This is a genomic window from Streptomyces sp. NPDC060035, assembly GCF_042736635.1.
Lineage (GTDB): Bacteria > Actinomycetota > Actinomycetes > Streptomycetales > Streptomycetaceae > Streptomyces.
Genome location: NZ_JBHWVO010000026.1, coordinates 95,497 through 107,834, shown reverse-complemented (window position 1 = coordinate 107,834; position 12,338 = coordinate 95,497). Strand labels below are relative to the sequence as shown.

Annotated in this window: 14 protein-coding genes; 9 read left to right on the top strand and 5 right to left on the bottom strand. The window is 71.0% G+C overall.

The window, feature by feature from the left end:
• Positions 1 to 61 precede the first annotated feature (61 nt).
• Together ACFWBQ_RS31320 and ACFWBQ_RS31315 are read right to left on the bottom strand one after the other, a co-directional pair.
• Complete coding sequence (locus tag ACFWBQ_RS31320; protein WP_385503896.1) at positions 62 to 394, bottom strand: ATP-binding protein; 333 nt, start codon at positions 392 to 394, stop codon at positions 62 to 64.
• Positions 395 to 702: 308 nt separating this feature from the next.
• Positions 703 to 1,611, bottom strand: coding sequence for a hypothetical protein (locus tag ACFWBQ_RS31315; protein ID WP_385503893.1), 909 nt, complete (start codon positions 1,609 to 1,611; stop codon positions 703 to 705).
• 62 nt (positions 1,612 to 1,673) lie between these two features.
• On the opposite strand from ACFWBQ_RS31315, the gene dapE reads away from it, so the two are divergent.
• Entirely contained in the window at positions 1,674 to 2,753 is a 1,080-nt protein-coding gene (gene dapE / locus ACFWBQ_RS31310; RefSeq protein ID WP_385503890.1) for a succinyl-diaminopimelate desuccinylase, read from the top strand.
• 83 nt (positions 2,754 to 2,836) lie between these two features.
• Positions 2,837 to 3,622 (top strand): TIGR00730 family Rossman fold protein, encoded by a 786-nt coding sequence (locus ACFWBQ_RS31305; protein WP_385503885.1) that lies wholly within the window; start codon positions 2,837 to 2,839, stop codon positions 3,620 to 3,622.
• A 132-nt stretch (positions 3,623 to 3,754) separates the two neighbouring features.
• Here the strand turns inward: ACFWBQ_RS31305 and folP are convergent, their stop codons facing one another.
• Positions 3,755 to 4,627: a dihydropteroate synthase gene (folP, locus tag ACFWBQ_RS31300; RefSeq protein WP_385503882.1), complete on the bottom strand. Its 873-nt coding sequence runs from the start codon at positions 4,625 to 4,627 to the stop codon at positions 3,755 to 3,757.
• Positions 4,628 to 4,718: 91 nt separating this feature from the next.
• On the opposite strand from folP, the gene ACFWBQ_RS31295 reads away from it, so the two are divergent.
• Positions 4,719 to 5,150: a DivIVA domain-containing protein gene (locus ACFWBQ_RS31295; protein WP_385503880.1), complete on the top strand. Its 432-nt coding sequence runs from the start codon at positions 4,719 to 4,721 to the stop codon at positions 5,148 to 5,150.
• The gene (locus ACFWBQ_RS31290) at positions 5,147 to 5,749 is read left to right on the top strand and encodes a DNA-3-methyladenine glycosylase I (RefSeq protein ID WP_385503878.1); all 603 of its coding nucleotides are present in this window, start codon (positions 5,147 to 5,149) and stop codon (positions 5,747 to 5,749) included. Before ACFWBQ_RS31295 ends, ACFWBQ_RS31290 begins: the two co-directional genes overlap by 4 nt.
• A 129-nt stretch (positions 5,750 to 5,878) precedes the next feature.
• Here ACFWBQ_RS31290 and ACFWBQ_RS31285 read toward each other — a convergent pair whose 3' ends face one another.
• Positions 5,879 to 6,691, bottom strand: a complete 813-nt coding sequence (locus tag ACFWBQ_RS31285; protein ID WP_385503875.1) for an enoyl-CoA hydratase/isomerase family protein — start codon at positions 6,689 to 6,691, stop codon at positions 5,879 to 5,881.
• Between the two features lie 314 nt (positions 6,692 to 7,005).
• Between ACFWBQ_RS31285 and ACFWBQ_RS31280 the strand changes: the two genes are divergently transcribed.
• The gene (locus tag ACFWBQ_RS31280; RefSeq protein ID WP_003966491.1) at positions 7,006 to 7,173 is read left to right on the top strand and encodes a DUF3117 domain-containing protein; all 168 of its coding nucleotides are present in this window, start codon (positions 7,006 to 7,008) and stop codon (positions 7,171 to 7,173) included.
• Positions 7,174 to 7,258: 85 nt separating this feature from the next.
• Here the strand turns inward: ACFWBQ_RS31280 and ACFWBQ_RS31275 are convergent, their stop codons facing one another.
• Positions 7,259 to 7,924 (bottom strand): O-methyltransferase, encoded by a 666-nt coding sequence (locus tag ACFWBQ_RS31275; RefSeq protein WP_383187465.1) that lies wholly within the window; start codon positions 7,922 to 7,924, stop codon positions 7,259 to 7,261.
• A 178-nt stretch (positions 7,925 to 8,102) separates the two neighbouring features.
• Between ACFWBQ_RS31275 and sigE the strand changes: the two genes are divergently transcribed.
• The 4 genes from sigE to ACFWBQ_RS31255 all read left to right on the top strand — a co-directional run bounded on the left by sigE (position 8,103) and on the right by ACFWBQ_RS31255 (position 12,287).
• Positions 8,103 to 8,864: an RNA polymerase sigma factor SigE gene (gene sigE, locus ACFWBQ_RS31270; protein WP_385503914.1), complete on the top strand. Its 762-nt coding sequence runs from the start codon at positions 8,103 to 8,105 to the stop codon at positions 8,862 to 8,864.
• On the top strand, positions 8,861 to 9,832 hold the full coding sequence (locus ACFWBQ_RS31265; protein ID WP_385503871.1) for an anti-sigma factor family protein: 972 nt from the start codon (positions 8,861 to 8,863) through the stop codon (positions 9,830 to 9,832). The genes sigE and ACFWBQ_RS31265 overlap by 4 nt, the downstream gene beginning before the upstream one ends.
• A 90-nt stretch (positions 9,833 to 9,922) precedes the next feature.
• Entirely contained in the window at positions 9,923 to 11,701 is a 1,779-nt protein-coding gene (locus tag ACFWBQ_RS31260) for a S1C family serine protease (protein ID WP_385503868.1), read from the top strand.
• 109 nt (positions 11,702 to 11,810) lie between these two features.
• A complete protein-coding gene (locus ACFWBQ_RS31255) occupies positions 11,811 to 12,287 on the top strand; it encodes a sec-independent translocase (RefSeq protein ID WP_385503865.1) in 477 nt (158 codons plus the stop codon).
• The last annotated feature ends 51 nt before the right edge of the window (positions 12,288 to 12,338 follow it).

The following is a 12,338-nucleotide window of genomic DNA, read 5'->3' as shown; positions in this document are numbered from 1 at the left end:
CCTCGGGAGTGCGCACTCCCGAGGCCCCTCGGCGCATCAGTGCCGTGTACGTGCGGGTGGATCAGCCGATCGGCAGGCCGCTCGTGGACAGGCCGCCGGTCGGGAGGTCGCCGTTCGTCGCGGTGCCGGCCTTCTCGAGGGTCTGGCCGGCGACCGGGAGGGTCGTACCGACGACCCTGCCGCCGGTCTCTTTCGCCACTCCGGTGCCCTGCTTCGATGCGGAGTCGAGCGTGCTGGAGACGCCGGTGGCGTCGAGCGTGGTCAGGCCGCCCAGGGCAGGGGTCTGCGGGAGCCCCGCGGCACCTGCGGCACCGGCCGCACCGACCACGGGGGCCGCGCCTGCGGCGATCAGCAGCGCGGCACGGGCGATCCGACGGGTCAGGGGGAGGGACATGATGCTCCTTCGACGGGACTACAACGGGTTCTCGGCAGATGTGGAATCTGCCTGTCCGGTGATCCGGACGCACTGACAACCGGTCGGAGGGCAGGGAAGGTTGCGGTCCGTCGAGGTAAAGACTGGGTAATGCGTCGGATAATCCGCAACGGAGGAACCCGGGCAAACAATGCATTCGACCGGCGTGGGACGAACCGTCACTTCCCTTTGCCCGCAAGGAATTCCGGGGGTCGGGCGGGCTCGTGCGAAGGGTGGCGCGAACGGGGCTGCGGGAGGCTTCTGACGGCCCGTACGGGTGACTGTCCGTCCTACTGTGCGAGCCGTATTCTGACTGCTGTGGTGCCCGATTCCTTACGTTCCGTCCGCCAGCCCGTATCTGCGTTCCATACCTGGCCGGCAAACGAGACCTCGTCGATCCGCAGCGCGCCGGCCCGGGCGACCGCCCAGTGGGCCAGCTCCCAGCCGCGCCGCGGTGCCGTCTCCGAAGCGGTCCTCACTGCGGACTGCACGGGCACCTGGACCGTGCCCGCGGCCGAGGCTCCGGCCGCGCCGGCGGCCGGCAGGACATCCTTGCCGAAGGCGCGTACCAGCTCGGTCCGCACCTCGGCCGCGTCCCCCGGGGTGGCCGCCTCGGACAGCGTGCAGTTCAGCGAGGCGGGTGCGCGTCCGGTCAGCGCGGCGGCCAGCAGTGCGGCATCCGGCTCGTGCTTGGCGTAGGCCTGCGGGAACCCGCTCTTCTGCACCCGCTGCGCAGCGACGGTCAGCGGCAGCCGCGAGTAGCCCGGAACCTCGGCGAGGTGCTCGTAGAACTTCCCGGACGAATAGACCGGATCCATGATCTGCGCCGGCGTCCCCCAGCCCTGCGAGGGGCGCTGCTGGAAGAGCCCGAGCGAGTCCCGGTCGCCGTGGCCGATCGTGCGAAGCGCGGATTCCTGCAGCGCGGTCGCGAGTGCGATGGTCACCGCACGCTCCGGCAGACCGCGGGTGGTGCCCACCGCGGAGATCGTCGCGGCGTTGGCGGCCTGGTCCGGGCTCATCTCGTACGTACGCCCGCCGTCCCCGTCCCCGTCGGCGGAGCGCACGGTGCAGCCGGGAGCCCCTTTGTTGCCGGAGACGTACTGCACGGCCAGATAGCCGCCCAGGGCCACGAGCACGGCGAAGGCAGCCGCGATGCGGAAGAAGCGGCTGCGGCGGGCGGGAGTGGCGGTCCGGGGCACGGAGCCCACCGTACTGGAGGGTACGAGCGGGGCCGAGGCCGTAGTCCCTTAGGGTCGTGACCATGTACGGACACACGCTTGACCTCGCTCTCGGTGGACCCGAGCTCACAGCCCTGCTCGTCGACTTCCCGTCGGTCAGCGGGCAGGAGAAGGACCTGGCGGACGCGATCGAGGCGGCCCTGCGCCCGCTGCCGCACCTGGCCGTCGAGCGGCACGGCAACAACGTCGTGGCCAGGACGCAGCTGGGCCGCGCCGAGCGCATCGTGCTGGCGGGCCACATCGACACCGTGCCGATCGCGGACAACGTCCCGTCCCGGCTCGACGACAACGGCGTGCTGTGGGGGTGCGGAACCTCCGACATGAAGTCGGGCGTCGCGGTCCAGCTGCGGATCGCGGCGACAGTGCCGGAGCCCAACCGCGACCTCACGCTCATCTTCTACGACAACGAAGAGGTCGCCGCCCACCTCAACGGCCTCGGGCATGTGGCCGAGGCGCACCCCGACTGGCTCGACGCGGACTTCGCCGTCCTTCTGGAGCCGTCCGACGCCCAGGTCGAGGGCGGCTGTCAGGGCACGATCCGGGTCCATCTGCGCCTGGAGGGGGAGCGGGCCCACTCCGCGCGCAGCTGGATGGGGTCCAACGCGATCCACGCCGCCGCCCCGGTGCTGGCGAGGCTCGCCGCGTACGAGCCGCGCCGGCCGGTCATCGACGGGCTCGAGTACCGGGAAGGGCTCAACGCCGTACACATCGAGGGCGGCGTCGCCACCAATGTCATCCCGGACGCCTGCACCGTGGTGATCAACTACCGGTACGCCCCCGACCGCACGGCCGAGGAGGCCGAGGCACACGTGCGCGAGGTCTTCGCGGACTGCGGCGTCGCGGGATTCACGGTCGACGACCACTCCGGCGCGGCCATGCCCGGCCTCTCGCACCCGGCGGCCAAGGCGTTCATGGAAGCGGTCGGCGGCACGGCGCAGCCCAAGTTCGGCTGGACGGATGTGTCCCGGTTCGGCTCCCTCGGCATTCCCGCGGTGAACTACGGCCCCGGGGACGCGCTGTTCGCCCACAAGCGGGACGAGCACGTGGCGGTCGAACGGATCACGCACTGCGAGGAGCGCCTCCGCTCCTGGCTCACCAGCTGACTCACAGCATTCCCCTGCGCGTAACCTCGGCCGATCTACGCTGAAGCGACACGTACATCGCATGTCGGCGGAGGGAGCAGGTCATGGGCAACCCGGAGGACGCACGGATCCCCGAGGGCGCGCAGGTTCCTGAGGGCGCGGTGAGGCCCGAGGAGCAGCGGATGGGCCCGGTACTGCGCCGCAGGGACCAGGTGCAGCCGGGCACGACCGACCAGCGGCTGCTGGATTCCGAGGGCGATTCCGAATGGGTGCACACGGATCCCTGGCGGGTGATGCGCATCCAGTCGGAGTTCGTCGAGGGCTTCGGGGCCCTCGCCGAACTGCCGAGCGCCATCAGTGTCTTCGGTTCCGCCCGCACGCCGGCCGGCGGGCCGGACTACGAGGCGGGTGTACGGATCGGCAGGGCGCTGGTCGAAGCGGGGTTCGCGGTCATCACGGGCGGTGGCCCCGGGGCGATGGAAGCGGCGAACAAGGGAGCCCGGGAGGCGAAGGGGGTCTCCGTCGGACTCGGCATCGAGCTGCCGTTCGAGTCCGGGCTGAATCCACATGTCGACATCGGCGTGAATTTCCGTTACTTCTTCGTCCGCAAGACGATGTTCGTCAAGTACGCGCAGGGCTTTGTCGTCCTGCCCGGCGGCCTCGGCACGCTGGACGAGCTGTTCGAGGCGCTGACCCTCGTGCAGACGGGCAAGGTGACGCGCTTCCCGATCGTGCTGTTCGGCGCGGCCTACTGGAGCGGGCTGGTGGACTGGCTGCGGGACACGGTGGTGGCCCAGGGCAAGGCGTCCGAGAAGGATCTGATGCTGTTCCATGTGACGGACGACGTGGACGAGGCGGTCGCGCTGGTGACCAAGGAGGTCGGGCGGTAGGGGCCGGCCTCCTCGATCGCCGGGCAGGGCCAAGCCCCTTCGGCGGTCGAGGAGCGGGGGTGCAGGTCCGGTGCGGGAAGGGGCGGGCAGACGACGAGGCCCGCCGCAGGCGCCCCTCCCGTCACACCCCGGCTACGCCAGGCCCCGGCGGGCCACCGCAGGTGCGCGGTGGCCCGCGATGGACGCCACCATGTCCAGGACCTGCCGCGTCTCCGCCACCTCGTGCACCCGGTACACCTGCGCCCCCAGCCACGCCGACACGGCGGTCGTCGCGAGCGTACCGATCACGCGTTCCTTGACCGGCTTGTCGAGGGTCTCCCCGACGAAGTCCTTGTTGGACAGCGAGACCAGCACCGGCCAGCCCGTGGCCGTCATCTCGCCCAGCCTGCGCGTCGCCTCCAGGGAGTGCCGGGTGTTCTTCCCGAAATCGTGACCGGGGTCGATCATGATGCCGTCCGGCCTGACCCCGAGTTCGACGGCACGCTCGGCGAGGCCGACCGTCACCCGCAGGATGTCCGCCATCACATCGTCGTACGCGACCCGGTGCGGCCGGGTCCGCGGCTCGGCGCCACCCGCGTGCGTGCACACGAGCCCCGCTCCGTACCGCGCGGCGACCTCCGCGAGTCTCGGGTCGACGCCGCCCCACGCGTCGTTCAGAAGGTCCGCTCCGGCCTCGCAGACGGCCTCGCCCACGTCGTGGCGCCAGGTGTCCACACTGATCACCACGTCCGGGTGGCGACGGCGCACCTCGGCGACGAAGCCGACCGTGCGGCGCGCCTCCTCCTCGGCCGTCACCTCCTCGCCGGGGCCGGCCTTCACCCCGCCGATGTCGATGATCGCGGCGCCCTCCGACACAGCCTGCTCGACCCTGGAGAGCGCGGGCTCGTCGCGGAACGTCGCGCCCTGGTCGTAGAAGGAATCGGGTGTCCGGTTCACGATCGCCATGATCACCGGCTCACGCGGCCCGAATTCCCGCCGCCCAAGCCTGAGCGCACCGCTTCGCATCCCTGGTTCCTCCTCGGTAGGTCGCCTGCGACCCTAACTGTCGGTGCCGCATGGCACGATCTGACCCGGACAGGTTTCCGCTCCCGGGGAGATGCACGTGTTCTGGTTCTTGCTGCTCACGATGACCGTGGTGGTGGCTGCGGTCACGCTGGCGGTGGTCGGCGGAGGCGGAAGTGCGGTGCTGCAGGACGTGGAGCCCGAGCGGCTCACCGATCCGCTGCCGACGAACCGCCCGGTCGGCCGCGCGGATATCGAGGCCATGCGGCTGCCGCTGGCGGTGCGCGGCTACCGCATGGCTGACGTGGACGAGGCGCTGGGCAGGCTCGGTGCCGAGCTCGCCGAGCGGGACGCCCGCATCGCCGAGCTGGAGTCGGCGCTCGCCGGCGCACAGGCGACCCGGGTGACCGGCCCTGATCTGTTCAAGCGGCCGGGCGAGCCGCTCGGCGGGGAGAACGGCAGGGAGAACGGCGGGGAGAACGGCGGGGACAGCGGTCGGCCGCCGGGCGGGGAGGGCCCGCGATGAGCGACGCCCAACCGGCCGCGGACGGCGGTCTCCGGTGCCCCTGGGGCCTGTCCACGGAGGACTACCTCGCCTATCACGACACCGAGTGGGGCCGCCCGGTCCACGGCGACGACGCCCTGTTCGAGCGGCTCTGTCTGGAGGCCTTCCAGTCCGGGCTCTCCTGGCTGACGATCCTGCGCCGCCGCGAAGGGTTCCGCAGCGCGTTCGCCGGGTTCAAGATCTCCGCCGTGGCGGAGTTCACCGACGCCGACAGGGAACGGCTCCTCGCCGACGCCGGCATCATCCGCAACCGCGCGAAGATCGACGCGACGCTGGCCAACGCCAAGGTGCTGGCCGGCTGGGGCGAGGGCGAGCTGGACGCACTCATCTGGTCGTACGCCCCCGATCCGGCCGCCCGCCCCGCCCCGCGCGCCCTCGGTGACGTCCCGGCCGTCACCCCGGAATCCACGGCCCTGGCCAAGGACCTCAAGAAGCGTTCCATCCGTTTCGTCGGCCCGACGACGGCCTACGCCCTCATGCAGGCCTGCGGCCTGGTCAACGACCATCTGGCCGACTGCGTGGCCCGGGAGGGCCTCCAGGGCCGGTCCGGCGGATCCTGACCCGGTCCGGCGGATCCTGGCTGGGGTCCGGCGAATCCTGACGGGTCCCGCGAATCCTGACTGGGGTCCGGCGGATCCTGGCCCGGGTCCACGACATCCGGTCCTGAGCCGCCGGACCGGCCCCGGCGGCTACCTGCCGAGATACTTCGGCGGCTGCTTGGCGAGGAACGCCTCGACCGCGATGGTGTGGTCCTGCGACGCGCCCGCCCGGGTCTGGAGCTCGTCCTCCTTCGCCAGTGACTCGGTGAGCGTGTGGCCCGCGCCGTACGCCATCGACGCCTTCAGCGCCGCGTACGCCACCGTCGGCCCCTCCGCGAGGGCACGCGCCACCGCCAGGGCCTCCTTGGCCAGGTCGGCAGCGGGCACCACCTTGTTGGCGATGCCCAGCTCGTACGCGTCCTGTGCGGAGATCGAACGCGGGAAGAACAGCAGGTCGGCGGCGCGGCTCGCGCCGATCAGCCGGGGCAGCGTCCAGGAGACGCCCGAGTCCGCCGTCAGCGCCACGCCCGCGAAGGACGTGTTGAAGACGGCCGTGTCGGCGACCACGCGGTAGTCGGCGGCGAGCGCGAATCCGAAACCGGCGCCCGCAGCGACCCCGTTGACCCCGGCGACGACGGGCTTCTCCATTTCGGTGATGGCCCGCACGATCGGGTTGTAGTGCTCCTTCACGGTGCTCAGCGCGTTGCCGCTGTCCGAGTCGCGGGCCTCGGCAAGCTTGGAGACGTGCTCCTTGAGGTCCTGGCCCACGCAGAAGGCGCGCCCGGTGGCGGTGAGCAGAACTGCCCGTACAGCGGTGTCCTCGGCGACGGCTCGAAGCGCGTCGCGGAGCGCGACCTTGGCCGCGGTGTTCATGGCGTTCATCGCGTCGGGGCGGTTGATCGTGATCGTCGCGAGCCCGTCGCTCACGTCCGTGAGCACGGCGTCAGCCATGGTGTCGGCCATTCCTGGGTCCCCTTACGGCTCCGGCATTGTGCCTGTCCAGGCAAGCATGGCCGACTTCGGGCGGGCCGGAGATGTGACCTGCGTCTAACAATTGGCTCTCGGCTGAGGGCCGATGGCGGCGCAGTATCGCAGCCGGATCGCCGAATTGGGTGGTTTTGAGAGAGCGCGTTGCGCAAGCGATGCCGACCGATGTTGGTCATCGGGGTCTTTGATGCGGGATAATGCGAAGGAAGCAATGTGTTCGACGCCGGTGAGGCAGCGCCTGTCATGGGGCCGCCGGTTGGGATGAGCTGGTTTCAGGAAGGGGAACGAGCATGGCGGCCATGAAGCCGCGGACGGGCGACGGCCCGCTCGAGGTGACAAAGGAGGGGCGGGGCATCGTCATGCGCGTTCCGCTCGAAGGCGGCGGTCGGCTTGTCGTCGAGCTGACTCCGGACGAGGCCGATGCACTCGGCGATGCCTTGAAGAAGGTCGTCGGCTGACGTAGAGGCGTCCACACTTCACCACTGCCCCGGCACGGATTTCCGTGCCGGGGCAGTGGTGCGTCACAGATCAGGTGCCGCGGCCTCAGCCGCGCCGCACCGCGCACAGCAGCCCGTCGCCCACCGGCAGCAGTGTCGCCATCAGCTCCTGGCTCTCCCGCACCGCCCGCAGCAGCTCACGCAGGCGCAGCACTTCGGCCGGCTGGGCGGCGGAATCGATGGTGCGGCCGTCCGCGAAGACGCCTTCGAAGCAGACCAGACCGCCCGGCCGCAGCAGGCGCAACGATTCAGCGAGGCAGTCCAGGCTCTCCAGCCGGTCACCGTCGCAGAAAACGAGGTCGTAGCCGCCGTCCGCGAGTCGCGGCAGTACGTCGAGTGCGCGCCCGGGGATGAACCGCGCCCGGTTCGTGGCAAAACCCGCCGCCCGGAAGGCCTCGCGCGCGAACTGCTGGCGCTCCGGTTCCGGATCGACGGTGGTCAGTACGCCGTCGGGACGCATCCCGTGCAGCAGATAGATGCCGGACACGCCCGTACCGGTGCCGATTTCGGCCACCGCTTTGGCGTCCGCGGCGGCAGCGAGCAGGCGCAGCGCGGCTCCGGTGCCTGGGGACACCGAGCGGAGCCCTGCCTCGTGGGCCCGGTCCCGGGCCCAGCGCAGAGCTGCGTCCTCGGCGACAAAGGCGTCGGCGAACGCCCAGCTTGTCTGCCGGTTGGCGGTAATGACCCTCTCCTGTCCCCGTAGTTGGCGCAACGGTGACTGTATCCGCTGGACCCGGGAACCCGCAGATGGGACCGGGCGTTAGGTAGAGGCAGGGGAAAACACATGGAGCGGACCCGCCGGCCGGGCCCGGAATGTGGCTCTTGTCCCCGGGTACGCCCGGGCGTCGGCAGGTAAAAAGGTTTATCCGGAGCTAACGGGCGGGGTGGCTATGGTAGGGGCTCCACTGGACACCACCAGAGCCGATAGGGGAGGTGCGGCTGCGCCTGTGGCTCGGGGAGGAGTGCTGTGGCGCTTCCTCAGGTCGGCGGGTGAGCCGAAATCCGTGACCAACATTGCTGACCGTTCTTCCAACGATTCCGCACCGACCGCGACCTTCGCCTCAGATGCGGATTCTCAGGCGTGGACCCCGCCCTCATGGGAAGAGATCGTCAGCACGCACAGCGGTCGCGTGTACCGCCTTGCCTACCGGCTGACGGGAAACCAGCACGACGCCGAGGACCTCACCCAGGAAGTTTTCGTCCGCGTCTTCCGCTCGCTGTCGACCTACACGCCCGGCACTTTCGAGGGCTGGCTGCACCGGATCACGACGAATCTCTTCCTGGACATGGTCCGCCGCAAGCAGCGGATCCGTTTCGACTCCCTCGGTGACGACGCCGCCGAGCGTCTGCCGAGCCGGGAGCCGTCCCCGCAGCAGGTTTTCAACGACACCCACTTCGACGCGGACGTCCAGCAGGCGCTGGACACCCTCGCGCCCGAGTTCCGTGCCGCTGTGGTGCTCTGCGACATCGAAGGCCTCTCGTACGAGGAGATCGCTGCCACACTCGGCGTGAAGCTCGGGACCGTACGCAGCCGCATCCACCGGGGCCGTTCGCACCTGCGCAAGGCGCTGCAGCACCGTTCGCCGGAAGCCCGCGCCGAGCAGCGCCTCCTCGCGGACGCGGTCCTGGCAGGGGAGGGCGGAACGGCGTGAGCGGCACAGGTCCGACCCCCGCGGAGCAGCATCTGGGGGACCGGCTCGCCGCGCTTGTCGACGGTGAGCTCAAACACGACGCCCGGGAGCGGGTCCTCGCCCACCTGGCGACCTGTTCCAGGTGCAAGGCCGAGGCAGACGCCCAGCGGCGGCTGAAAAGCGCCTTCGCGACCTCCACCCCTCCGTCGCCCTCCGAGGGGTTCCTTGCCCGTCTGCAGGGGCTTCCCGGGGGCTCCGCGAGTGACGACGACAGCCCGAGCGGCCCCTTCGGCGGCGGACGGCGCTTCGGGGAGGGACTCTTCCCCGAACTGCAGCACCCCGGCGGACGCACGGGAACGACCTCCGGGTCCTCGCCGCTGGACGGATTCGGCTATCTCCCCACCGCGCACGGCTCGACCGCTGTGCTGCCGGGAGGCCCGGCCGGCTCCGCCTTCCGTATCCACGACGTGGGCCGCGAGGCCGACCGTTCTCCGTGGCGCGCCCGGCGCTTCGCGTTCGCCGCGGCCAGTGCCGTTTCGCTGGCTGCCATTGCGCTCGGCGGCGCCCTGCCCCTGGACCAGGGGCTCGATGCGCCGCTCAGCGCGGAGGGCACGGGAAGCAGCGTGACACCGCTCGCCGAGGCAAGGACCGGCACTGCCGCCGTCGCGGCAAGCCGCAGCGGCGGCGGTGCTCTTGCGGTCGGCGACAGCCCCGCCACCGTCGCGCCTTCGGTCCCTGCGCCGTCCTCGTCCGCCCGGCCGCTGCTCGCCGCCGCGCCGTCGCTGCTCGGCACCACGATGCTGAGCGCGCACATGTACATGTACCCGGTGCTGAATGTGACCGTGCCGCCGTTGATACGCCCGACCGATGCCGGCCCGCTGTTCTCGGCTGCGCTCGGCGGGGGCGCGGACCCGAAGCCGGCGGTGCCGACCGCGACGGCCTCGCCGCAGCTCCGTGATCACGCGATGCCGCTTTCTCCCCTGCGCTGACCGGGACCCTGCGCGCGGATTCGCAAACCTGGTTGAATTCCAGGAGGGACGCCTCTGTGGGGGCGTGCAGAGGCCAGTGGCGGGGAGAGCATGGACGACGGGAAGCCCAGCGGGCCGAAGGCGAAGTGGTGGAGCCGTCCCTCGACGGGACATACCGTCCCTGCCGAGCCGGAGGACTCGACGTCTGCCGAGGACACGGCAGTTCACGAAGTGACCTCGGCAGCGGAGCCGGCGTCCGACACAGCTGTACAGCCCGCCCCTCCGCCCGCTGAGCCGGTCGCGGAGCCGCTCCCGCCCGCCCCGCGCGTACAGCCGCTGCACGCTCCCGACGAGTACAGCACCCCGCCCTACGGAGGCCCGGGGCCGTGGGCGCCGGCGCCGCCCGTGCAGCGGCCGGTGCCGACCCCCGCCCACGGGACCCCGGTGCCCCCGCCCTACGCGGGGACGAACGGGCAGGGGACGGCCGTCCACGCCCCGGCACCCGTACCCGTTCCCACACCGGCCCCCGTCGGCCAGGTTCCCGGCGAGGCGTACGCAGCCCCGCTCCCGCCCCTGCCCCATGCGGTGCCGCAGCAGCATCACCACAGCGCACCCCCGCAGCCGCAGCAGCCCCACCCCGTCCAGCACGAGCCTCGGCAGCAGAGCTCGCAATGGCTGCGCTACGACCCGTGGGGTGCGCCCCAGCAGCCACTCAGCCACCCCGGCCCGCCCGCCGGCCCGCCCGCCGGCCCGCTCCTCGGGTCCGACCCGCGGCCCCGCAGGCGACGCCGTGGATCCGTCCTGATCGGTGCCGCGCTGCTCGCTCTCGTCGCCGGCGGGATAGGCGGCGGGATCGGCGCCTATGCCGAGCGCAACGGGGGCCTGACCACGGTCGAGCTCCCGCAGGCCGGCCGGGACGGCGGAGGCAGGGCGCCGGACAGCGTCGCGGGCATCGCCTCCAGCGCGCTGCCCAGCGTGGTGACGCTGCACGTCAGCGGCTCCGCCGAGTCCGGTACGGGCACCGGCTTCGTACTCGACAACAAGGGCCACATCCTCACCAACAACCACGTGGTCGCCCCCGCGGGTTCCACCGGGGACATCACCGTCACCTTCAGCGGGGGAGAGACCGCGCCTGCCGAGATCGTCGGCAAGGACAGCGGCTACGACCTGGCGGTCGTCAAGGTGACCGGCGTCTCGGGCCTCAAGCCCCTGCCGCTCGGAAACTCCGACAACGTGCAGGTCGGCGATCCGGTGGTGGCCATCGGCGCCCCCTTCGACCTGTCCAACACGGTCACCGCCGGCATCATCAGCGCCAAGCAGCGGCCCATCACCGCGGGCGGCGAAAAGGGTGACGGCACGGACGTCAGCTATGTCGACGCACTGCAGACCGACGCTCCGATCAACCCCGGAAACTCCGGCGGCCCGCTCGTCGACTCCGAGGCCCGTGTCATCGGCATCAACAGCGCCATCCGCGGCGCCGACAGCGGCTCCGGCCTCGACGGCGGGCAGTCCGGCTCCATCGGCCTCGGCTTCGCGATACCGATCAACCAGGGCAAGCGCGTCGCCGAGGAGCTGATCAACACGGGCAAGGCCACTCACCCGGTGATCGGCGTCACGCTGGACATGAAGTTCACCGGCGACGGGGCCAAGGTCGGAGGGAAGGGCGCGGACGGCGGGTCGGCGGTCACCGCGGACGGTCCCGCTGACAAGGCCGGCATCGAGCAGGGCGACATCATCACCGAAGTGGAGGGCGGGCGCGTGCACAGCGGCGAGGAACTGATCGTCAAGATCCGTGCCCACCGGCCCGGTGACCGGCTCGACCTCCGGCTGACCCGTGGTGGCAAAGACCTGTCCATGACTTTGACGCTCGGCTCGGCAAGCGGCACCTGACGGCCACCGGCAGGTACCGCCCGGACAGCTTCGCCGGGTACCGTGGAGCCGGTCCGGGCCCCTGACGACCTGGTGGCGGAGAACCGCGGAGAACACGAGGAGCAGCAAGGTGTTCAATGACATAGGCGCACTCGAGCTCCTGACGCTCGTGGTTCTTGCCGTGCTCGTATTCGGCCCGGAGAAACTGCCGAAGGTCATCCAGGACGTCACACGCACCATCCGCAAGATCCGTGAGTTCTCGGACAGCGCCAAGGAAGACATCCGCTCGGAGCTCGGCCCGCAGTTCAAGGACTTCGAGTTCGAGGATCTCAACCCCAAGACGTTCGTCCGCAAGCAGCTCATGGACGGCAACGACGACCTGGGGCTCAAGGAGATCCGCGAAAGCTTCGACCTGCGCAAGGAAATGGCCGATGTCACCGACGCGGTGAACGGCCGTGAGAGCGCCCCCTCCGCATCCGCCACCGGTGCTGCGGCGGCGTCCGCCGCCGGCGCGGCGGCGGGTTCCGGCTCGGCGCCCGACTTGCTCAAGAAGCCCGCGCAGCCCGTGAAGGACGAGCGTCCGCCCTTCGACGCAGACGCCACCTGAGACCGGTCAATCCCGACTCCTCCGGACGGTATGGCTATTCTCCATCTGTCC